19 protein-coding genes are annotated in these 22,681 nt (G+C 57.3%); 9 read left to right on the top strand and 10 right to left on the bottom strand.

The features are described from left to right. Positions 1-31 precede the first annotated feature (31 nt). Positions 32-700 carry an alpha/beta hydrolase gene (locus KP699_RS14205; RefSeq protein WP_252347092.1) on the top strand — a complete coding sequence of 223 codons (669 nt, stop codon included), beginning with the start codon at positions 32-34 and terminating at the stop codon, positions 698-700. A 19-nt stretch (positions 701-719) separates the two neighbouring features. On the opposite strand, the gene KP699_RS14200 is transcribed toward KP699_RS14205, so the two are convergent. Then, positions 720-3,104, bottom strand: coding sequence for a TonB-dependent siderophore receptor (locus tag KP699_RS14200; RefSeq protein WP_252347091.1), 2,385 nt, complete (start codon positions 3,102-3,104; stop codon positions 720-722). 260 nt (positions 3,105-3,364) lie between these two features. Between KP699_RS14200 and KP699_RS14195 the strand changes: the two genes are divergently transcribed. Together KP699_RS14195 and KP699_RS14190 are read left to right on the top strand one after the other, a co-directional pair. After that, positions 3,365-4,522, top strand: coding sequence for an MFS transporter (locus KP699_RS14195; protein WP_252347090.1), 1,158 nt, complete (start codon positions 3,365-3,367; stop codon positions 4,520-4,522). 91 nt (positions 4,523-4,613) lie between these two features. After that, on the top strand, positions 4,614-5,069 hold the full coding sequence (locus KP699_RS14190; protein ID WP_086655124.1) for a hypothetical protein: 456 nt from the start codon (positions 4,614-4,616) through the stop codon (positions 5,067-5,069). 21 nt (positions 5,070-5,090) lie between these two features. Here KP699_RS14190 and KP699_RS14185 read toward each other — a convergent pair whose 3' ends face one another. The 5 genes from KP699_RS14185 to KP699_RS14165 form a co-directional block, all read right to left on the bottom strand. Beyond that, positions 5,091-6,323 (bottom strand): SMP-30/gluconolactonase/LRE family protein, encoded by a 1,233-nt coding sequence (locus KP699_RS14185; protein WP_025829511.1) that lies wholly within the window; start codon positions 6,321-6,323, stop codon positions 5,091-5,093. 136 nt (positions 6,324-6,459) lie between these two features. Further along, entirely contained in the window at positions 6,460-7,893 is a 1,434-nt protein-coding gene (gene pyk / locus KP699_RS14180) for a pyruvate kinase (RefSeq protein ID WP_086655122.1), read from the bottom strand. A gap of 37 nt (positions 7,894-7,930) precedes the next feature. Continuing rightward, positions 7,931-8,923, bottom strand: a complete 993-nt coding sequence (locus KP699_RS14175; protein ID WP_086655121.1) for an SH3 domain-containing protein — start codon at positions 8,921-8,923, stop codon at positions 7,931-7,933. Between the two features lie 43 nt (positions 8,924-8,966). Further along, positions 8,967-9,458: a DsrE family protein gene (locus KP699_RS14170; RefSeq protein ID WP_025829557.1), complete on the bottom strand. Its 492-nt coding sequence runs from the start codon at positions 9,456-9,458 to the stop codon at positions 8,967-8,969. Next, on the bottom strand, positions 9,451-10,233 hold the full coding sequence (locus tag KP699_RS14165) for a molybdopterin-synthase adenylyltransferase MoeB (protein WP_025829558.1): 783 nt from the start codon (positions 10,231-10,233) through the stop codon (positions 9,451-9,453). Before KP699_RS14165 ends, KP699_RS14170 begins: the two co-directional genes overlap by 8 nt. Positions 10,234-10,436: 203 nt before the next feature. Here KP699_RS14165 and KP699_RS14160 point away from each other — a divergent pair, with 203 nt between their 5' ends. Further along, a complete protein-coding gene (locus KP699_RS14160; RefSeq protein ID WP_077931667.1) occupies positions 10,437-11,048 on the top strand; it encodes a DUF2939 domain-containing protein in 612 nt (203 codons plus the stop codon). A gap of 65 nt (positions 11,049-11,113) precedes the next feature. Here KP699_RS14160 and KP699_RS14155 read toward each other — a convergent pair whose 3' ends face one another. Next, on the bottom strand, positions 11,114-11,347 hold the full coding sequence (locus tag KP699_RS14155; RefSeq protein ID WP_025829560.1) for a DUF3126 family protein: 234 nt from the start codon (positions 11,345-11,347) through the stop codon (positions 11,114-11,116). Between the two features lie 221 nt (positions 11,348-11,568). Here KP699_RS14155 and KP699_RS14150 point away from each other — a divergent pair, with 221 nt between their 5' ends. The 4 genes from KP699_RS14150 (at position 11,569) to KP699_RS14135 (ending at position 17,917) form a co-directional block, all read left to right on the top strand. Continuing rightward, positions 11,569-12,306 carry a DUF4139 domain-containing protein gene (locus KP699_RS14150; RefSeq protein WP_215763081.1) on the top strand — a complete coding sequence of 246 codons (738 nt, stop codon included), beginning with the start codon at positions 11,569-11,571 and terminating at the stop codon, positions 12,304-12,306. Positions 12,307-12,825: 519 nt separating this feature from the next. Next, positions 12,826-14,595, top strand: coding sequence for an alginate export family protein (locus tag KP699_RS14145; RefSeq protein ID WP_408736772.1), 1,770 nt, complete (start codon positions 12,826-12,828; stop codon positions 14,593-14,595). 169 nt (positions 14,596-14,764) lie between these two features. Further along, a complete protein-coding gene (locus KP699_RS14140; RefSeq protein WP_215763080.1) occupies positions 14,765-16,768 on the top strand; it encodes an OPT family oligopeptide transporter in 2,004 nt (667 codons plus the stop codon). Between the two features lie 168 nt (positions 16,769-16,936). Further along, a complete protein-coding gene (locus tag KP699_RS14135; RefSeq protein ID WP_215763079.1) occupies positions 16,937-17,917 on the top strand; it encodes a glycosyltransferase family 2 protein in 981 nt (326 codons plus the stop codon). Positions 17,918-17,965: 48 nt separating this feature from the next. Here the strand turns inward: KP699_RS14135 and KP699_RS14130 are convergent, their stop codons facing one another. Beyond that, positions 17,966-19,387 (bottom strand): glucosyltransferase domain-containing protein, encoded by a 1,422-nt coding sequence (locus KP699_RS14130; RefSeq protein ID WP_215763078.1) that lies wholly within the window; start codon positions 19,385-19,387, stop codon positions 17,966-17,968. A 566-nt stretch (positions 19,388-19,953) separates the two neighbouring features. Here KP699_RS14130 and KP699_RS14125 point away from each other — a divergent pair. Beyond that, positions 19,954-21,015 carry an acyltransferase gene (locus KP699_RS14125; protein ID WP_215763077.1) on the top strand — a complete coding sequence of 354 codons (1,062 nt, stop codon included), beginning with the start codon at positions 19,954-19,956 and terminating at the stop codon, positions 21,013-21,015. 230 nt (positions 21,016-21,245) lie between these two features. Here KP699_RS14125 and KP699_RS14120 read toward each other — a convergent pair. Both KP699_RS14120 and KP699_RS14115 read right to left on the bottom strand, forming a co-directional pair. Further along, positions 21,246-22,387 (bottom strand): IS3 family transposase gene (locus KP699_RS14120; RefSeq protein WP_215763076.1). Its coding sequence is split into 2 segments (ribosomal slippage): positions 21,246-22,147 and positions 22,147-22,387, totalling 1,143 coding nucleotides; the frame shifts between segments, so codons are not numbered across the junction. 58 nt (positions 22,388-22,445) lie between these two features. Then, positions 22,446-22,681: transposase (locus KP699_RS14115; protein WP_215763052.1), on the bottom strand; the 236-nt coding region annotated here is incomplete at its 5' end.

Here is a 22,681-nt window from a genome sequence, read left to right as displayed (position 1 = left end):
GGTCCTCGCCCCCCCTCACCCCCGCGCGACCCTGATCCTGCTGCCCGGTGGCACCGGAGATATCGGGATTGCGCGCAACGGCGCACTTCACCACACCCAGAATTTTCTCTTACGGATGCGGGCGGAATGGGTGGCGCATGGCTATGCCGTCATTATTCCTGACGCACTGACCCATAATAGTCCGCAGACCCATACCAGTCTCCGGACCCACACCACTCTGCGGGGCACACGCAGTTCCCCCGCCTATGGGGAGCTTGTGGTCAGTCTGGCGCGCTATGCCCGCACACAGCAGGCCGTTCCTGTTTTTCTGGTGGGTACAAGTCAGGGCACCATTGCCGCGACTAACGGCGCGGCCCGTGCATCCGCAGGGCTGGTTGCCGGACTGGTACTGACGGAAACCGTCGCTCTGCCGGGGCATCTCAGCACGGAAACGGTTTTTGACGCCCACCCGCAAAATGTGCGCGTGCCTGTGCTGATTATCGCAAATCAGGAAGATGCCTGCCCGGTGGCGTCTCCGCGCATGGCCAAGCAGATTGCGCAGGCCATGACGCACGCGCCGGAGGTCCGTCTGCTTTCTGTCAGCGGCGGCCCCCGACACGCCGCAAAACCATGCAGCTCGCGCTCGGCGCATGGGTATGAGGGCATGGAAACCTCCGTGAGCCGCATGATCCTCTCATGGCTTCAGGCTCACGGAGCGTAACTCTCAGAGACAGGACGCCTCAGTAGGTAAAGCTGACTTCACCAAGGAACATTCTCCCCGCAGACGGTGTCGCGCGGTTGGAGAACAGGCTCTGATAGTTCAGGCGGTTTGCAAGGTTGTAGCCGTTCATGGAGACTTTCCAGTGCTTGTCAAAGCGGTGAGAAATCACGGCACTGAAATCCAGATTAGCCGGAGCCCGCAAGGTGTTGGCTGTATTGAGCCACACATGCTGCCGCCAGGTGATACCGCCGCCAAACGAGATATTGTACGGCGTATGCGCAAACGCATTATAGACAGACCACAGCGTAGCCTGATTATGCGGAACATACTGAACATTCTTGCCACGATTGGCTTTGGTAGCGGAATAGGTTGTATCGCTGTCATACAGAGCGTACGTCGCCGTTACGTTCCAGCCCGGCAGAATAATCCCGCCAACAGACAGTTCCAGCCCCTGATTGCGCTGCCGGTCAGATGATCCCTGTACTTCCCCCGTCACCGGGTCCGCATTGATGGTGTTGCCCTTATCAAGCCGGAAGACAGAGGCCGTTGCGCCAATCCGGTCATGAAACAGGCTGTATTTGGCACCAAGTTCATAAAGCTGAGACTTTTCCGGGCTGGCGAAGGAGTTCGTGCCGGGGCGGATCGGCACAGACCCGTTGGTGACATACATCCCCATCGGCGTGGTGGAGCTTGCCCATGTGAAATAGTACGTCTGGTGCTCATCCGGTGTGGCCACAAGGCTGACATTGGGGTTGAACACACCGCTGACATCATGGAAGTGGCTGTCAGGGTTTTTTGCAACATCCCCGCCTGTCAGATTATAGCTGGTCTGCCAGCGGTCCCAGCGGAACCCACCTTTGACAGACAGCCACTTTGTCAGCCAGATCTGGTCAAACAGGAACAGGCCGGTATCAAAACCATAGCCGCTGCTGTGAGATTTGGCATGCAGGCTACCCAGAGACACCAGTCCTGCCGGGTTACTGTCCCCCGGAACAAGGTCCAGATTGCCCACATACGGGTCAGGGTTAACAAGGCTGGCGTAAGGTTTGGCGTTCAGATACGTGGACTGTGAGCGCACATCATTCACGCGCTCAATATCAAAACCGGCCACAAGCTGATGCCGCAGGAAACCGGTGTTAAAATTGGCCACCATGGACGCCACATTCTGCACGGACCAGCTTTTCTGCTCATAGGGCAGCGGAGCCATATACGTGCCCGGCCCGGTGCCGTTCCCCGCCCCGACCGGGCCGGAACGCGCCACGAGAGCCGCTGCCGGGTCCCCGTTGAAGTAATTGTTCACGCAGGTTGTGTCACACGTCGCTTTGGACGCAGCAAAGGTGCGGTAATACTGGCCGCCGCGCAGATCATCATAAATGGTAATATGGTCGTTCACCTTATAGGTGAAACGGGCCGTTTCCATATTATCGTTCGTCGCGTTCTGGTCGTTATTGGTGCCGTACCAGTTGGTCCGCTTTATCCCGTATTCCGTAATGGGCATGCCGTAGGCCGCGCCGGGTTTTGTGACAACCGGCACCCCGAAGTCAGGCACGGAATTTTCCTGCTGATGCATATATTGCAGGACCAGCGTGGCGCGCTTGCCCAGACCAAAGGCAATGGAGGGCGCAATGCCCCAGCGGTGGGAATAAATAAAGTCCCGCCCGACAACATTATGCTCATCCCCCATGCCCGTCAGGCGGAAGGCGGTCGAGCTGTCCAGCTTCTGGTTGATATCGAGCGTGCCGCGATAATAGCTGCCGGAGCCACCTGAAAATTCGGACGAATAATGGTTCTGCAGGCCGGGGGTTTTGGTCACCATGTTAATGGCGCCCCCCGTGGTGCCATTCCCGAACACTTCCGAGGACGGCCCTTTAATGACGGACACGGAATCAAAATTGAAGGAGTCACGGGAATAGACACCAAAATCCCTTAACCCGTCTTCATAAATATCATTCTGCGCCTGAAAGCCACGGATCAGGAACTGGTCCCCGTTCATGCCGCCCGCACCTTCTCCGATGGAAGAGGTCACGCCGGGCACGTTGCGCAGGGCTTCATCCAGAGATTTTACGTTCTGCTGGCGCATGAGCGCCTGCGGCACGACATTGATGTTCTGCGGCGTGTGCATCACATCCTGCGGCATACGGGACAGGCCGGTAGAGTCATGCATGGTGTTAAAGCCATGCCCCGTGACGGTCAGGCGTTCCTCATCCGTGGAATCCACACTGGCAACGCGCGTGGCAGGCGTTACGGCCTGAGCATCGGCTTTATGGCGCTTGTTTTCGCGCTTTGAGGGCTTTTTATGCCCCTCATGCAGCGCGTCCGCAGACGCTCCCCACGCATGGGCTGAGAAAAAGAGTGCGCCCGCAACAGAGACCGGCGTGAGATACGCCTTATATGTCCTTGTCATTCACCTGCCTTCTGGAATTGTGTCAGTGCCGACACACATAAGGAGCAATTGCGAATTATTCGCAATGAATTTTTGTCTAACATTCCATAAAAACATGGCTGGGTTGCTTTTTATAAAATCCTCCCGGAAGCCGCTCACGGCACCCGCAGGCAGAAAAAAGTATAAAAACCATACAAACTTCAGAATTCTGCTATTCAGGACACCTCCCGGCATGGGCGCGCTATGCTGGTCTTTTTGCAACAGTGTCTGGCCTTCTTCTCTTGTCCCATTCTGCTCCGTCTTCAACGCCGCTCCGCCTGCCTGTGCTGTCTCTGGTATCCGTCGGGATGATTTTCGGCCTGACGTACGGGCTCAGCACCCCCCTCCTCACTTTTTCCCTGCTGGACCACGGCTACGGCCCGCATCTGATCGCGGCACTAGCCATGATGCACGGCGTTGGTGTGCTGGGCATTGCTCCCTTCCTGCCCCGGCTGGCCGGGTGGGCCGGGCCGCGCAAGGTGCTGCTGGTGGCGCTGGCCTGCACGGCAGTAACGCTTGTTCTGTTCCCCATCGTGCCCTCCGTGTGGTTCTGGTTCCCGCTCCGGCTGGTACTGGGCATGGCGACGGAGAGCATGCTCATCATGTCAGAAAGCTGGCTGAACCAGAGCACGGATGACAGCAACCGCACGCGCACCATGGGGCTGTACAGTGCCCTCATGTCCTCCGGTTTCGCCGCGGGGCCGGTGCTGCTCACGCTGGTGGGGCGGCATGGTATGGCCCCGTTTGCCATCTGCACCGTGTTTGTGCTGGCGGCCTTTACGCTGGTCAGCATGCCGTGGATGCACGCCCCCCGGCCGGAACGCCCGGCCCATAGCGGCCTGTGGCGCTATATCGGGCTGGCCCCCATTGCCATCTGCGTCACCCTGCTTATGGCCATGCTGGAGGCCGCAAGTTCCGCCTTTCTGCCGCTATACGCCCTGCATATGGGCTGGACGGAACGGCAGGCCACGCTGCTGCTCTCCGTCATGCTGCTGGGGGCTATTGTGCTGCAAACCCCGCTGGGCTGGCTGGCAGACCGGCTGAAAAACCCCCGCGCTCTGCTCATTGGCCTTGGCACTTCCTCCACACTGGGGGCGCTGCTCTGGCCTGCCGCCATCAGCACCCCGGCACTGGCCTACCCGTTGCTGTTTATCTGGGATGGCCTGTTTGCCGCCCTGTATACTGTGGCCATGTCTGTGGTTGGCAGCCGGTTTTCCGGCGGGGATCTTGTGTCCGTTTACGCGGCGACCTCACTGGCTTGGGGGCTTGGCTCCTTTGCCGGCCCCGGCATGGCCGGATCTTCCATGGCGTTTTCTCCCGCCAGCGGCCTGCCGCTGTTTGTGGCCTGCGCCTGTGGGCTGTTCACGCTGCTGCCGGTTTTTCTGAAGAACAGAGCCTGAAAACGCCTCTTCTCCTGCTCTTGCGCGCGACCCCAAAAAAGATAAAATCTACGCGCTTTGTAAAAAACATCTGTAACCCAAAAGATATTCTATGAAAAAATTCCTTTTACCTGTTTTTCTCTTTGCATCTCTTTCCGGCTGCCTCAGCGCCCATACAGAAATGCTGGACGAACGGACGGCCATCATTTCCGGCAAAGGGTCTTCTTTTAATGACCTCGCCAGCGTGACCCATAAGGTCTTTCTGGAAGCCGCGACCACGGCCCAGCAGCGGGGGTTTCAGTATTTCCAGATTCTGGATGACAAGCAGGGCTACCGCCCGACCTACGTGCAGAATGCCGCCACCTCCACCACCAGTGGCAGTGTGACAAGAACAGGCCGCCATTCCACTTATTACAATGAGACCACAACCAGCACCCCGGCCTCCGTCACCCGGCTGGACAAGCCGATGAAGGAGACGGTGGTGCGGTTCTATAAAACCGGGGAAGTCACACCCGGCCAGCCCGGCATCTGGTCTGTGCAGAGTATTCTGTCCGCCAACGGCGGCTGAGGACCTGAAAACCCTCAGCCTTCAGGCTGCACCGGCACCCTGCGTGTTGACCTGAAGGCGGTAGAGGGATTCCCCGGCACACATAAACAGCCAGTTCCGCTTCGGGCCGCCAAATGTCAGGTTAGACACCCCATGCGGCAGGCGGATGCGGCCAATCAACTGGCCTTCCGGGTTGAACACAAACACACCGCACAGCCCCAGCGGACCACCCACCCCGCACCAGAGATTGCCGAAGATATCGGCCTTCATCCCGTCCGGCCCCATCTGCACGCCCTGAAAGCGCATGTTGGTAAACAGACGCGGGTTGGAGAGGGTGTTGTCCTTTTTCACGTCAAACACATGTACGGCCTGATCCCCGTCATGCCCGTGCCCCCCGGCCTGCTTGCCGGAGGAAATGACGTACAGCCGCGCATGGTCAGGCGAAAAGCACAGACCGTTGGGGTTCGGCAGTTGTTCCTGTGTTAAAACACACTCGATCCGGCCTGAAGGATCAATCCGGAACGTATGGTCAGCCTGCCGTTTAACGCCGCCCAGTTCCCCAATCAGTTCCTCGCCAATCCGCCAGCGGATATGCCCGTCCGGGTTTGCCTCACCGCCCGGTTCATCCGCGTGGCCTTCGGTAAAGCCATCGCCATAGCCGGGGTCGGTAAACCAGATGCTGCCATCGGGATGCGCAATCACGTCATTCGGGGAGTTAAGGGCATGACCTTCATACCGGTCAGCCAGCACGTGGGCTGAGCCGTCATGCTCCCAGCGGATCACGCGGCGCAGAAAATGCTCGCAGGAAATCTGGCGGCCCTGATAGTCAAACGTATTGCCGTTGGAATGGTAGGATTCCGGGCGAAACACCGTCACCTCACCCGTTTCCCACAAATAGCGGTACTGGCGGCTGGTCACGGTATCGCTCAGCAGCAGATACCGGCCCTCGGCAGACCAGGCCGGGCCTTCCAGCCAGACGCCCTTATCCCATACCCGGTGAATCGTCGCCGCGCTGAACAGCAGGTCCCGGAAGGACCGGTCAATCACCATCACATCCGGGTCCGGCGTATAGGCCGGAGGCGCACCCGCCCCCCACTGGCGCGGCGGGGTGGTGGTGACATCCGCCGGGCGCGTCGTTTCCGGCTGGGCAGGTGCTACGGCATTATGGTCCGCCGCCTGTGCGGCAGAGGAGACGGCAAGACCCGCAGGCACACAGGCAAGACCCTGCAAAACCGCGCGGCGCGGCACATTGTTGCGGCGTATTGCCTGAACCATTGTGTCTGACTCCTGCCCTCATCCGGCGCGCTGTCCACAGATGCGCCCTGCTTGTCCGTTTCCAGTGTCATTCCTCGGGCGATGTGTCCACCCGGAGAGCGGACATGCAGGGCAAATCCGCAGAAAATTCAGATCTTCAGGGGATTCTGGCCACACGCAGCGTATTGGTGGAGCCGCTCACGCCAAACGGCACGCCTGCGGCGATCACAATAGAATTGCCGGAACTGCCTATTCTGGCCCGGCGTACCACCTCCAGCGCGGAGTCCACCATATCCTCCACGTTCATCACCTGCCGGCCTTCATTCACAAAGGCCCGCACACCCCAGACCAGCGCCATGCGCCGCCCGGCCTCATGCGTGGGGGTAATGCCCAGAATGGGGCAGGATGGCCGCTCCCGCGCAATGCGGAAGGCCGTGGCCCCCCGATGCGTGTAGGCCACAATAGCCGGTGCCTTGAGCGTATCCGCCACCTGCTGCGCGGCTCCGGCAATGGCGTCCGCCACGTAATCTTCCGGAGCCATGCGCGCCCGCGCCATCATGCTCTGCCATTCGGCATCCTGCTCGATGCGCCAGATAATCCGGTTCATGATCCGCACCGCCTCACGCGGATACTGCCCGGCGGCAGATTCGGCGGAGAGCATGACGGCATCCGCACCATCAAACACCGCCGTCGCCACGTCTGATGCCTCAGCGCGGGTGGGTGTGGGGGAGGAAATCATGCTTTCCAGCATCTGGGTCGCCACCACCACCGGCTTACCAAGGCGGCGGGCCAGACGAATAATGCGTTTTTGTACCAGCGGCACGTTTTCCGGCGGCAGTTCCACGCCAAGATCCCCACGGGCGACCATGACAGCGTCCGTCAGTTCCAGAATGGCGTCCAGATTATCCAGCGCCTGCGGTTTTTCCAGCTTGACCAGCAGGCTGGCCCGCTCACCCACAAGCGCCCGGGCCTCGCTCACATCTTCGGGCCGCTGCACGAAGGACAGCGCGACGTAATCCACCCCCAGATCCAGCGCAAACGCCAGATCCCGCCGGTCCTTTTCCGTCAGGGCCGGGATGGGCAGCGCCACATCCGGCACGTTCACGCCCTTATGGTTGGAGAGCACGCCCCCGACATCCACCGTGGTTTCCAGCCAGTCCGGCCCCACGGCCTGCACCACCACAGCCAGCTTGCCATCATCCATCAGCAGGCGGCTGCCGGGTCTGGCCACGGCAATAATTTCAGGATGCGGCAGACAGACGCGGGTTTTATCCCCCGGAACGTCCGAGAGGTCGAACCGGAAAGACGCGCCGGGTTCCAGCAGCACCTTGCCATCGGCAAAGACGCCAACCCGCAGCTTCGGCCCCTGCATGTCCGCCAGAATACCGATGGGTTCACCCAGTTCGGCCTCCACCCGCCGCACAATGGCGTGGCGGGCGGCATGGTCCTCATGCGTCCCGTGGGAGAAGTTGAAGCGGAACACATCCGCCCCTGCTACCGCCAGATCCCGGATTGTCTCGTAATCGCTGGAGGCCGGGCCAAGGGTTGCGACAATCTTGGTCCGGCAGATAAGCGCGTTTGAGGTCGGCATGATCAGTCCTTCTCCTTAACGTAACCGGGTACGGGGTTCAGGAGGGCGTGATCGCTTCCTCCGCATCAACACCCCAGATCGCACGACGGGGAACCCAGCCGGTATAATTCTTGACCGAGACCTTGCACCATTCAGCCCCGGCCGCACATTCCTTAACTGATCCCACGGCACCGGGTTTCAGAACAGCAATCACAGGTGCATCGTTGCTGGCCGTGCCGCGCATAACAACGGTGCCCGGCTCATGCCCGGCATCGGCCGCGGTGGGGAGGGTTGCCACCACGCGCGTATCCATATGGCCGGACTGCGATTCCTTGTTGCCGTTTTTGTCCAGCTTGACTTCAAGCGGAGCATCGCTGCCCGGCGCTTCACCCGGCACAAGGAAGTCCCGCCCGCCGGACAGCGTGGCCTGCTGAATCCAGCCTTTCTGGCCGGTCGAATCTTCCACCAGACGCCAGACGTCAAACTCGCGCTCAATCCGCACCGGCATCCCACGGCGATGATACACCCACAGGATCGGGAAACGGCGGCCCGGCCCGGCCCGCATATTCACTTCATCAGAGCGCAGGGCGGCATAACGCGGCAGCGGCAGACCCGTCACGGTCCCCTTCGGCGGTTCCGGCGGCGTTGCTGCGGCGGGCGGTGTGGCAGGCTGTTCAGCAGCCTCGGCCCCGGCGGCCCCGGCGGCGGCACCCGCTGCGGCCGCACCAGCAGCCGCGGCTGCCGCTTTATGGCGGGCAGGCGCGTGGGCCGTCTGGCCTGCGGCATGATGCCCCTTGGTGGAGGCCGCCTTAGCCGTCTCATGGTGGGGGTGATGCGCACTCTTGCTGTCCGCCGCAGCGGCTTTTTTACCAGCAGGCTTGTCCGCCGCTTTCTTTTTGGCAGCAGCGTGGCCCGCTTCAGCGTGGTGGGCATGGTGCTTGTGCGCGGCGGGCTTTTTCTCAGCAGCAACCGCGCCAGACAGCGCGACCGCACACCCTGCCAGGCAGGACAGCAGTCGGAACCGGAAAGTCAGAGGCAATGTGAACATCATGCCTGCATCCCTGCCAAGAGAGAAACGCCGGGGCAAGCGGTTTTTAGAAAACCGTCACGCGGGCTGCCCCTGCCCTGTCCAGAAACGTAGGCAGGCCCACAACTGCCACGCCCTCTGCCAGCTCTGCGGCAGAAAGCCCCATGGTCTTTACCCCGGAGTCGCACACCATCAGCGTGGCATCCATCTCCAGCAGGGCGGTCCGCAGGTCAGACAGCCCGGCAACACCGGCGGCCGTGCGCCAGTCCTCATGCTCTGCGTCTTCCAGCCCGTCCCACCCGGCCGTAAACGCCGCAACCCCGGCCCCCATGCCAAACAGCACCACACTCTGGCCCAGCGCGCAGGCTGTGGCGGCCAGCATTAAAGCCGCATGGATGCGCTCGTACCGCGCCTCCACAATCACCAGCGCCAGATCACACGGGGGGAACGCGGATGCGCCCACGGCAGCGGCAAACCCCGTGCGGCCAGAGGGTGCGGCAGAAGGTGCAGAACTTCCGGCAAAAATTCCGCCAGACTCATGTCCGGTCCGTTCAGCCATCAGACGTCTCCCGTTGCAGTGCCCCGCATACCGGGCATGTGGGGTCCCGTTGCAGGGCGATGGTTGTAAAACGTGTGTTCAGAGCATCCCACATCAGCAGCCGCCCGACCAGTGATGTCCCCAGCCCCAGCAGTTCCTTGAGGGCTTCCGTGGCCTGAAGGGTGCCCATCACACCCGTCACCGCGCCAAACACCCCGGCCTCGCCACAGCTTAACCCCTGTGCCTCACCATCGGTCTGCGGGTAGAGGCAATGGTAACAGGGGCCGCCCCGCGCCGGATGAAACGTGGAGAGCTGGCCTTCAAACCGCTGCACGGCAGCAGAGACCAGTGGCTTTCCGGCCCGCACGCACGCAGCATTGACCAGATAACGGGTGGTGAAGTTATCACACCCGTCACACACCAGATCATACCGGCTCACCAGATCATCCACCGTCGCGGCTGTGAGCCGCATCGGCCATGTTTCCAGCGTGACCTCAGGGTTCAGGGCTTCCAGCGTGGCGCGGGCAGACTCCACCTTGGGCGTGCCGACAGACTGCGTTGTGTGCACAATCTGGCGTTGCAGGTTGGAAAGCTCCACCACATCGTCATCCACCAGACCAATCCGCCCCACACCGGCGGCGGCCAGATAGAGAGCGGCGGGCGCGCCAAGCCCCCCGGCCCCTACCACCAGAACAGAGGCCGCCTTCAGCGCCGCCTGCCCCGTCCCGCCGACCTCGGGCAGGAGAATATGGCGGGAATATCGCTGAATTTCGGCTTCGGTGAAGTCAAACGCCATCTGAGCGCCTTTTTGCTGCGGGCAGAGAGCGGCGTTTATGCCATGCCCGCCCGTTCCGCGCGCCCCGCTTTTTTCAGGACAGCGCCAGAACACCCTAATTCACATTTTCGTGATCTCATGAAATACCCTTCATGAAACTATGCATGGGTGCCATGCGTCTGCTATACGTGATCTGCAATTTTATCATACGAGGAGTGCACCAGATGACCGCCCTCACCTCTGCCGGGCCTTTCGCCCGGCCTGCCAGTCTGAAGACGTTCCAGGCCGCGCGCAGAGTGTGTGTGGCTGCATCCGCGGCAGCGCTTGGCCTGTATCTGGCCTCCCCGTTTGTCACGCTCTGGTCCATCGGTTCCGCCATCCAGACGCATGACATGACGGCCCTCGGTCAGGCCATCAACTGGTCGGAACTGGACGCCTCCATCAAGCACCAGACGCTCTCCGGCCTGCATCTGGAACGGGTCTCGGATGATCTGCCGGATTTCGGCTCATCCTTCGCCACCACAGCCGTCTCCAACGCGGTGGATTTTACGGTGACGCAGGCCAATCTCGGCACACTGGTGGATCAGGCTGTGCCTGCGGCCATTCCGGCCAGCCAGCCCATGCCGTCCTTCGCCACGCTGGCGCAGAAGGCATCCGTGCGGTTTACCCGGCTGGATCAGTTTGAAGTGGATGTGCCCCTGCCCGGCCACGAGCAGGATACACCGCTGAAAATCGAGATGCGGATTCAGAACTGGCGCTGGAAAGTGACAAAGGTGGAATTTCCCGCCCGGCGCGCGCCCATCATGCAGGCCTCCGCAGCGCCGTCCAACGCCTGAAAGCCAGAAAGGGGGCGGCCCGCAGGCCCACCCCCGTTCTGTTCAGACCTGAAAAAAACCGCGGCTTATTTTTCAGCCGGCAGATCTTCTTCAAGAAGAATGATGTTGATGGCGTAGGACACTTCGCCTTCATCATCATCGCGATGAATGGTGCCAATCACTTCACCGTCTACAGCCAGTTCAACCGACATCCCGGCGCGCGGCGGCGGATTAACGGAAAGACCTTTGGCCCCAAGCAGACGGCGCAGCGCAACCTGCAAACGGGCAATTTCAGAAGAAGAAGGGGACGTGCTGCTCATGGGAAATACAATCCTCAGGGAGGTAGGGTTACACAGACAGACGCCTTAAACGCTCTGACCAATCCGGCCCGCTATAGGACACAGCCTGCCCCCGCCGCAACCTTTCCGTCGTCCTGCCTTCACGCCGCCATTTTTGACCTGCCTCAATAGCTACCAGTCCTTCTTATTTTCCGGCCCGCCCCTTCCGGTCTGGTCCTCTGTTCAGGAAAGGAGACACTTCAATGATGCGCATGCCCCGCTTTGTAATCCTTTCCGCTCTGGTTGCCGGAGCCCTGAGCCTGTCTACCTTTTCGCACACGCCGCCCCGGCCTCTGGTCGCGGATATGCGCCGGGCGGCTCTGTCCGCCCCGGCGTCCGGGCAGACGGAAACAGATACGGCCAGACCGGCACAGGCAGCCGCCGCTCCCTCAGCACCGGTCAGCACCTCGCTGGCGCGGGCGTTTGCGGCCCCGCAACAGGCCACGGCGTCTGTCAGCCCGCCCGTGCATGTTGAGGCTCAGGCAGACTCGTCCCTCCCCCAGACGCACCCGCAGACAGCCGCCACACAGGCCTCCACGCATCTTTTGCATATGCTGGAAAATGACGGACCTGAGCAGACGGCACGCACCCTGACCAAAAGCCGCAAATGGTCCGACGTGCGGCTGGCTGTGGCCAGCGGGCAGCCGGAAGCGGCCTCTATGGTGGCGGCCCTGATGCCGGAGGCGGACCCGGCAACGGCTCTGTCCCTCCGGGCGGCCATGCGCCGCGCCCTGCCCACACATCCGGCTGCCGTTCTGGCCGCCATGGACCAGACGGACGGGCCGCTGTTTGGCGCCCGCGCCGTCTGCTCCGCGCAGGGCATGTCCCGCAGCTGGCAGAGCAACGCCCGCAAGGCGGTGGCGAGCGTGCATGAAATCCATCTGATCACCCGCGCGCGGGACTGCCTGACCAAGCTGGGTGGCCTGCCACAGGCGGGCTGATCTTTCCACTTAAACATTTCGTGTTACACGCAAACGAGAGCTGACACGGCTCTCGTTTAGTCATACCTATAACGCACGCCAGAATAACAAAAAACGCATGGCAAGCTCTGAGCTATGCCATGACGCAATAAGGTCGTGCCGTCATGCTGATGTTCCGCTGTCCCGGTTCGGGCGCTGTTTTTTTGCCCCCTTACGCACCCGGTGCGTCTCTGCGGCTATGGCCGCGCACATCCTGTTCTGTGCTTTCACTCCTCCCGGTAAACCTTAAAGGGACTCAAGGCCCGCGCAGACGCGTCCTTCTTAGCGCCTGAGGCCTCTGGCGGCCGTATTTCCCATTGCGTCCGCCCCGCTCGTTTCCTGCCCCCTTTTCCGGTTTCCCCTTTTTCAGAGTGTTCTGTCATGAACCACCTGTCCGCCCGTCCTACAGGCGCAGGCCGTGCGCACTGCGCATCCGTCTGCTCCCCCCGGTTCTGCTTTTCCAGCAGCCTCTCCACATATGTGCCTGTCAGAGTCGTCCGGATGGCCCCGGCCGGGGCGCTCCTTGCTCTCTTGCTCCCGCCTGTGGCGGCCCACGCGCAAAGCGCTGTGCAGGCAACGCCCTCCGTCGTGCGGGACCACGCCCATGCTTCGGACCTCAACGTAACGCATGACACCATGCCCGCACGTCTGTCAGACGTGGTGCGCAAAACGCCGAAAGATCCGGTTGTGCCCAACGGCCCGGAACGTCACTCCACCGAGACCCCGGCGCAGGGCGGGTTCTGGGATAATATGCTGCTGCCGCCGCTGACCAGCCGACCGGAAGCCTACGGCCAGCCGCAGTCTCTGGAACTCAAGCCGCTGCCCACCGCGCTGATGCATCAGGGCCCGTGGGGCGTGTTTAACGCCAATACCGGGGCGGCCTCCGGGTTTGGCACGGTTGCGTATTACGCCGTCTCCCGCTGGGCGGAAGACTGGTCCAACCTGCGTGACAAGAAAAACCATATCGACTGGGCTGACCCGCTGAAATACATCCCGCTCAATAACAGCGGCTCTATTTACCTGACACTCAGCGGCAACTTCCGTCACCACGGGTTTTATGACCAGCGGGCCGGGTTTGGCACCATCAAGAAAGACCCGGCCTACCGCTCCACCCTGCGCTGGAATGCCGGAGCAGACCTGCATCTGGGCGAGCATGTGCGCCTGTATGGAGAACTGATGAGCGGTCAGGCCGGTGGTATCAACTATTACGGCTATACCGGTGGCCGCTGGCGCAGCAAGCTGGATGCCCAGCAGGCGTTTCTGGAAGTCAAAGGCCATCTGCTGGGCGCCAATATGGGGGCCATGATCGGCCGTATGTCCTTTCTGGATGCACCGCCCTACGTCACCGCAGGCAGCGTTTACCCGACACTCCCCTATTCCTGGAACGGTGTGCGCGGCTACGCCTTCTGGAAGCGCTTCCGCGTGGATCTGTTTGACCTCAGCCTGACCAACAACGCCCCCACAACCGCGTTCCATGATCAGGTGGGCTGGAGAACACGCCTGTTTGGCGCATACACCTCCTACGCCATTCCGAACTTTAAATTCATGGAGAAAAACAGCCAGATTTTTGTGGACACCTTTTATCTGGGCTACATTCTGGCCAGCAACCCCATTGCCAGCACCACCGGCACCATTGCCGGGTCCACGCATCGTGACACGCCCGGCATGCGCGTCTGGGGCAATGCCGGACCGATTGAATTTTCACTGGGGGGCATGTGGCAGGGCGGCTCCTTTAACGCCGCCAAAAACGGGCCGTCACGCCCTGTCTCGGCCTACTCGTTCAACGCCACCGTCTCCTGGCGCTTTGCCAGATGGTGGGGTAAACCGGCCATCGGCCTTCAGGCGGACGCCATCTCCGGCGGGGATACCCGTAAAAGTCAGACCAGTAGCTGGGGCAACTTCCTCTCCCCGTTCGTGCCCAGCGCCTACTATCTGGATATGAGCACCTATATCGGCAACTCCAACCTGATTGACGTCGGCCCGCTGGCCACCATTGCCACCAGCCGCAACACCAGCCTGCTGCTGAAAGTGCCGGTGATCTGGCGCAACAGCACCAATGACGCGATTTATGCCAACCCGACGGCCGCCTACAACTTCCGCCCGCAGGGGGGCTACACCGCCACCATGCCGCAGGCCAGCTTTACATGGCGTGCCACCCGGCACGTGACCTTCAGCCTTGATGGCGAATATATTTTCGCCTCCCGCGCTATGATCAAAGCCGGAGCCTCTTCCGGCGCGTATGTGCAGAGCAATCTGGAACTCACGTTCTGAGCCCAGCCTGCTGTGTTGAGATAACGGGCCTGATGACCGGGTTTCCCCCCGGGCATCAGGCTTTCTTTTACCGTCTCATTGCCTTTCCGGTTCATTCAGGGGAGACAAGGCGCATCAGGCAGCGTATCGAAATGCTTATGATTTCTGATACGCTGACAAGGTTCCGGGCATGACCGCACCCTCCCCCCTGCAAACCCCTTCCGTGCGGGAACTGACCGTACGCGGCCTGATTCTGGGCGCGCTGATCACCATCGTCTTCACCGCATCCAACGTCTATCTGGGGTTACGGATCGGGCTGACCTTTGCCTCCTCCATCCCTGCCGCTGTCATTTCCATGGCCGTGCTGCGTGCGCTGGGCCGCAGCACCCTGCTGGAAAACAATATGGTGCAGAGTCAGGCCTCGGCGGCGGGCACGCTCTCCTGCGTGTTTGCCACCTTCCCCGGCCTGATCATGACCGGGTTCTGGCACAGTTTTCCGTTCTGGCAGACGGCTGGCCTCTCACTGGCGGGCGGCATTGCGGGCGTGCTGTTTACCATCCCTCTGCGCCGCGCACTGGTGACGGAAAGCGCCCTGCCTTACCCGGAAGGCGTTGCCGCGGCTGAAATCCTTCGCGCCGGGGGAGAGACAGGCAACAGCAAAAGCCTCTCCGCTCTTATCGGTGGCAGCGTTGTGGCCGGGGTCTTCTCCTTTGCCTGTAGCGGCCTGCAAATTCTGGCGGATACCGTCAGCATCACCGGGTCCGTGGGTGCTGCGGTTTTCCGGTTTTCCGGCGGCCTGTCCCTCGCCCTTCTTGGCGCGGGCTATCTGGTCGGTCTGGCCGGAGGGCTGGCCATGCTGCTGGGCTGTGTGCTGGCTTGGGGCCTTGGCGTGCCCTGGCTGACAGCCCACATGCCCAACCCGGAGCATCTGGACGCCGCCAGCTTTGCCAACGCCATCTGGCTGCATAAAGTCCGGTTTATCGGGGCAGGCGCCATTGCCATTTCCTCACTCTGGACACTGGTGGAACTGATGGGCCCCGTCCTGCGTGGCCTGAGCAGCGTGTTCCGCAACCGCAGCGGCGCGCTGGTGCCCGACGCAGACCGTGACCTTTCCCCCCGCACCATGATGGCGCTTCTCGCCGTAACCGTGCTGCTGCTGGGCGGCCTGTTTGCCGCGTTCCTTGCCCCTATGGCGCATGGCATCTGGCCCGCCGTGTGTGCGGCGGTCCTGTTCTGCGTGGTGTTCGGGTTTGTGATGGCGGCCGCCTGCGGCTACATGGCGGGCATTGTCGGCTCCTCCTCCTCCCCTATTTCCGGCATCATTATTATCGCCGCCGTGCTGTGCGCACTGATGATTCTGGGGCTGGAATCTCTAGGCCTGATGCCCGCGGAAATGATGGCGGAAGGGCAGACACTCGCCACCGGCTTCACCATTCTCCTGCTCTCCGCCATTACCGCAACCGTCGCCATTTCCAACGATAACCTTCAGGATCTGAAAACCGGCCAGCTTGTCGGCGCGTCTCCATGGAAGCAGGAAGTCGCGCTGATTGCCGGGTGTGTTGTGGGTGCCGCCGTTATCCCGCCGGTGCTGAACCTGCTGTATCAGGCCTACGGCTTTGCCGGTGCCCCCATGCCGCGCCCCGGCATGGATCCGGCCCACGCGCTGGCCGCCCCGCAGCCCGCGCTGATTGCCATGATCGCCAAGGGGATTTTCACGCAGTCACTGGACTGGAGCATGCTCTCCATCGGGTTCGGGCTTGGGGCTGTGCTGATCGGGCTGGATCTGCTGCTCCGCCGCCGCCAGCTCTCCCTGCCGCCGCTTGGCGTTGCAGTGGGGATCTACCTGCCCGCCTCCGTCAGCGTCACACTGGCCGTCGGCGCGGTTCTGGGCTGGGTGCTGAACAGCGCGCTGAAAAAACGCCGTGCACCGGCCACTCCCACAGAAGACGCCAGCCACCAGCCAGACGGCACCGCACCGGAACATGATGCCAGCATCGGCACCATGCTTGCCTCCGGCTTTATTGTAGGGGAAAGCCTGATTGGCGTCGCGCTGGCCGTGCTGTCCGGCGCACTGGGGAAAGATAATGCGCTCTCCCTCGCCACCTTCCTGCCCGCCGGAACCCCCGCCATTCTGGGGCTGGTAGCCTTCTGCGCTGTGTGTTTCTGGTTTAGCCGGAAAGTGCTGCAAAAATAAAATATAAGTGTTTCTAAAGCATTGCGTCTCTGCCGTTCTGCTCTCTGAAAAAGACTGCGGTTTGGCTGGAGAAGCATGCTCCTCTAAACGGGGTGTGGAAAATCATGAGCGACGATGATATCTGATTTTCAGTGATTTTTTATTTTCTCCCAACCTGAAAGCCTTTCAATGCCTGCCAGTGCTCGCCCTGCGCCACGCCTTGCCATTGTAGTTCCCTGCTACAATGAGGAAGAGGTTTTTGTGTACTGCCATCAGGAACTGGGCGGGCTGCTGCGCGCCATGATACAGGACCAGCAAATACGCTCAGACAGCTTCCTGCTGTTTGTGGATGATGGCAGCCGAGACACAACATGGGATCTGATCCGGACCACATGCGATAAAGAGCCCTCCGTGCAGGGGCTGAAGCTTTCCCGAAACGAAGGCCATCAGTCCGCTCTGCTGGCAGGTCTGGCCGCTGCTGCGCCGCAAGCGGATGCTGTTGTGAGCATTGATGCAGACCTTCAGGACGACATAAACGCCATCCGTCGAATGGTTGAGGCCTACAGCACGGGCTATGATGTTGTATATGGCGTGCGAGAATCCCGCCAGACAGATACATGGTTCAAGCGTACCTCTGCCGAAGGGTTTTACCGGCTCATGGCGATCATGGGGGTGCAACAGGTTTTTAACCATGCGGACTTCCGCCTGCTCAGCCAGCGAGCAGTGGAAGGACTTCTGCTGTATACGGAACGAAACGCCTATATTCGTGGCCTCGTGCCGCTCGTCGGCTTTCCATCGACAGAAATAGGTTACGCCCGAGGTATCCGTACGGCAGGTGAGTCCAAGTACCCGCTCCGCAAAATGCTCGCTCTGGCTGTAGAGGGCATTACCTCCATGACCATCACCCCCTTGCGGCTGATTGCCACACTGGGACTCTGTATCTGCCTGTTCTCAATTGCGGCGACGTTTTATGTGCTGGTTATAAAATTCAGTGGCAACACCGTGGAAGGCTGGCCCTCCATCATCTTGTCCATTTTCTTCATGGGCGGCGTGCAAATGCTCTCTCTGGGCATTATTGGGGAATATGTCGGCAAAATTTATCTGGAAACCAAACAGCGCCCCCGCTTCCACGTAGAGAGCTTTCTGAAGCTCTCTACGAAACAAAAATAACATAATGAGCAGAAAGACAATTTTTATCTTCCTGCTCATTCCTATACATTAATAGCCCATATTTTTGATTTCAGACATTTTTATATAGTAAATATTTTTATTTCCAGGATCAGAAACAAGTATACCATCTGTCATTTTTATATCACTCAGACCATTATTCTTGATAATGTCCATTGCCATAGCCTTAGGTGTCCAAGTGTTATTGATAGATATTGTTCCATATTCATATTGATTGAATTTGGAATAAGCGTTTCCATCAACCCCACGGATATCAAAATCAATCGTCCTGCCCCTTGGAACGAATTTGAACGCTGCGGCCAAATCAGAAAGCTGATGCTGCTGAACATCTATAATATAATAATTAATGTTATAGATGGCAGAAAAAGCAATGCATGGCATGACAAATAAGAAAACATACCGATGGTATGAAATAAATCTGGAACATATATTAAAAATACCGTTCAGAAACAGAACAGCTAGAATACTTTCTACCCCAACAAGAGTTCTATAAGGTGAAGATGTTTCTGCCACCATAATATTAGGCATATAGCTTGCGAAACAAAACGCAACGACAATTAAAATTTTTACAAAGAAATTCCATTTTTTCGGAGTAAACCATACGCCACAAAGAATGATACACGCGCTGACAACATTATAGAAAACGGAAGGATGAATATTGTAATTTGCAATTGCGTCCATAAAAGGTCGATTGAAAAACCACAACACCTTCTGAAAAAAATGGAGGTTTAGCGCCTCACGGCCAGTAGAGCCATATAAATGTGTATAAATTTTTATGAAAATAAAGTTTGTTAGCATAGCACAAAATAAAATAATTCCATTTCTAATAATTTTCTTTAATATATCTCCATCCTCAAAAAATGTTTTTATAAAAACAAAAAACACAAATATCATTCCTGTTGGCTGGTAAATAAGAAAGCTTATTGCCAACATAAGATAGCCAACAATAATATTTATATTTTCTTTGCCAATATTCTTATTCACAAAGGTAAATGCAAAAAATGCCAGGATAATAGAGAGTATAAAAGGGTATGTAATTGTCCACGAAGCATATATCTGCAGAGATGGAAGAAAAGCAAGGCTACTCGCCACAGAAAAACGTATAATATTTGATTCAAAAATATGCTTCTTATTCATATATATATACAAAAGAACAGAATAAGAAGCAATAAAAAACACTGCAACAAACCGGAAATAAGAAAATGCAGAGACTTTTCCTACAGTCCATGTCATGATCTGCCTCAATGCTCCATACACAGGGCGACCAGACATGGATTCCCACTGCACATTCCACCCTGGATTGGTATAGTGATAATATATCACAGAATAGTCATCAGATAAGCCATAACTTCTTATAAAAACGCTTGAGTAGCATATGAATACAAATATAAATAAACATATATAATTGTATATGCTTTCTTTTTTTATGATCTGATCGGACTGTCTAGTCATAAGTTTCTCATTTTACATCGTATTTATGATTCGTGCTTTATATCTCTCATCTTCCGTTATTACAATCAAACTGTTTTTCCATGATTTTGAAGTGGTATTCCCTATGGCCTATTAGGCCTTGATCCAGTCTGCAGCGACAACGATATGGAGGATTCGAAAAACCTCTTTTTTGAGTCCATTTAAAATCATAACCCATTGATATAGTTGCGGGCAAAAACGCCTAAGTAGGGGTTTTTCGAACCTTCCAGATCGCCAATGTCTCGTCCGTAAAAATGCCTGCTCCGTCTCTTTCTTCCATCACTATGAGATGGGAAAATTTCAAGATCTAACAGGTCTTAAAATAAAATCGGATATTCGATAACCTTTGCTAGTAATTGATAAGCCTCTTCAGAAAACAGATAAGCCACTACCTTCACATGAAATAATTTTCATAAGAAGGAGGTGAATTGCGGCGGAAATATTCAGAGTTATTTTTATGCATATATAAAATTTTCTGCATTGGATTTTTTTTAAAAAAACATATAATGTTATTATTAATAGTATAGTTCTTAAGGCGATATAATACTATGAATCTAACTCTAGAAAAAAACCATCCGACAAGGTTTTATGCCTTAGACGGCCTCAGAGGCATTCTGGCTCTCAGTGTCATGCTCAGCCACATGATTGGCGTTGTCACAGGTTGGAGTGAACAACGGCCTTTAATTGGTGCGTATATCAGCGTTATTTACTTCTTCATCATGTCAGGTTTTGTGCTGACCTATGCTCACAAAACCAGCCATAAATTTCTATATTTCTTCCTTTTGCGGCTCGCCCGCCTCTGGCCTCTGCATTGTGTGACGACCCTCACGATGATTGTCATCTATGCCTATAACAGCAGGCATATGGGCTATGTTGCAGGACATTATATTTTTGACTGGAAAGTCATCCTGCAAAACCTGTTCTTTCTACATGGTGTAACACCACACCAGTTTCCGCTCATCAATGAGCCGTCATGGAGCATCAGTATTGAATTCTGGGCGTCTCTTTTAATTCCGCTAATTTTTATCAGAATAGCGCCGTTTAAAAGACTGTTAATAGCATGCACATTTATTCTTTTTTTATGCATCCGGTCTGCTGCCGGATTTATTGATATGTCCTTCGGCGGTATGTTCCCGTTCTTACTGGCCTCATCAGCCATCATGCTGGGGTCTGCCGTCTATTCACTTCTAACACCGGAGCGGATCACCAAAATCACGACAAAAAACAGTTTTGAAGTCTTTCTGTGGGTCTGTTTAGCCAGTTGTCTGGTTGGCATTTACGGGCAGCTTCATAACAAGTTGGATTATTTATATATCCTGCCGTTTATCCCCCTCATGCTAATTGATTTCCAGCCTGACTCCTCGCTGATCAAAAAGATTTTTCTGTCTCCGCCTGTCCAGTTTTTCGGGTTTATCAGCTTCCCATTATACCTCATCCATTCCTCAGCTATCATTATCGGCATGCAATACAGATCAGATAGCCCGATCCTGTCCATCCTTATGGCTGGCGGACTCTCCATCGTCATCTCGTATTTATATGCGGCATTTTTTGATATCCCGCTTTATCGCTACCTGAAGAGCAGAATAAAAAACCTGTGCCACGTGTCGTAATCAACACGCGGCTCGCACACATCACCCCCCTTTACGACCTCGGGTAGTAAAGGGGGGTGAATGCGTCGTCTTTAATACGTCATGGACAGGTTAAACAGGAAGGACCGACCAACCGAAGGTGTTACGCGGTTGCTGAACAACCGGATGACCTTGATCATTCTCTCCAAGGGTGCTTACAGAAACTCTCTCTGGGCATTTTTAGAGAATATATTTGAGTAGCCCCTAGTTTTCTAGACGCCTTGGTTATTCAAAGTCTGCTGTTGTTCGAACTGCACGGGTGACAGCACCCCGTTCCTGACCTGCTTGCGCACCGGGTTATAGAACATTTCGATGTAGTCAAACACGTCCTGTCGGGCTTCCTGGCGCGTTTTGTAAGTTCGACGCCGGATGCGCTCACGCTTGAGCGATGAGAAAAAACTTTCAGCGACAACATTGTCGTGGCGATTGCCGCGGCGACTCATCGAGTGTTCCAGATTGTGAGCCCGTATGAAGGCAGTCCAGTCCATGCTGGTGAACTGACTGCCCTGATCGGAGTGGATCAGCACCCGGCTTTTGGGCTTTCGTCGCCAGATGGCCATATGAAGCGCCTGCAGTACCACATCCGAGGTCTGGCGGCTCTGCATCGACCAGCCCACCACAGGACGCGAATAGAGGTCGATGACGACTGCAAGGTAGGCAAATCCTTCCATGGTGCGGATGTAGGTGATGTCTGTGACCCACACCCTATCGGGTGCCTCGACATCAAACTGCCGGGCTAGCGTGTTGTCGATGACCAGAGATGGCCTGCCACTATGTCTACCTGGCCGCCGCCTGTAGCCAATCTGCGCTTTGATGCCCGCCAGTTTTGTCAGGCGTGCTACGCGATTCGGACAGCAGGTCTCGCCCTGATCGAGCAGATCATCGTGCAGCTTACGGTAGCCATAAACCCTGCCACAGTCGTTCCAGGCCTGACGGATCAACGTGGTCTGTCGGGCATCCTCGCAAGCCTGTCGGCTCAACGGCTCCTTCCGCCAAGCATAGTAGCCACTGGGCTGCACGGCCAGACAGCGGCACATCGCCCGAACTCCAAAACGATCACGATGCTCGGTAATGAAGGCGTATCTCACTTTGCATCCTTGGCGAAATACACGGTGGCTTTTTTTAAGATGTCGCGCTCCTCGGTGACCCGGGCCAATTCGCGCTTCAACTGCCGGATCTCGACATCCTTGCCGGCATCGCCCGATACCACCTTCGCGAATTGCCGCTTCCACGCATACAGCGAATGTGTGCTGACCCCGAGCCGCTGCGAAACTTCCGCTACGGGATATCCCCGCTCGGTAATCTGCGTCACCGCATCACGCTTGAACTCATCACTGAAATTGGGCTTCCCCATCAACGCCTCCTGTCCTCATTTTTAGGAGCCAAGGCGTCCAGAAATCTAGGGTGTGTCGTCAGTTAATTCCAATGATGGCGGAGACGAATTGCACGGCTGCGAGGAAAGTTGACTTCAGCTTGTCATATCGTGTTGCAATACCTCTGAACTGTTTAAGTCTGGCGAAGAAGCGTTCGATGATGTTTCGTTTTTTATAAAGCGAAAAGAGGATTTTCCGTGGAGTGCGTCGGTTTTTCTTTGACGGAATAACCGGTGTGATCCCCCGCTCTTCAAGCTTTTCGATGAGGGGATCGG

Source organism: Acetobacter sp. P1H12_c, from assembly GCF_018811975.1.
GTDB classification, from domain to species: domain Bacteria; phylum Pseudomonadota; class Alphaproteobacteria; order Acetobacterales; family Acetobacteraceae; genus Acetobacter; species Acetobacter persici.
The sequence above is the reverse complement of the archived record's forward strand: the minus strand, read 5'-3'. Positions and strand labels throughout refer to the sequence as shown.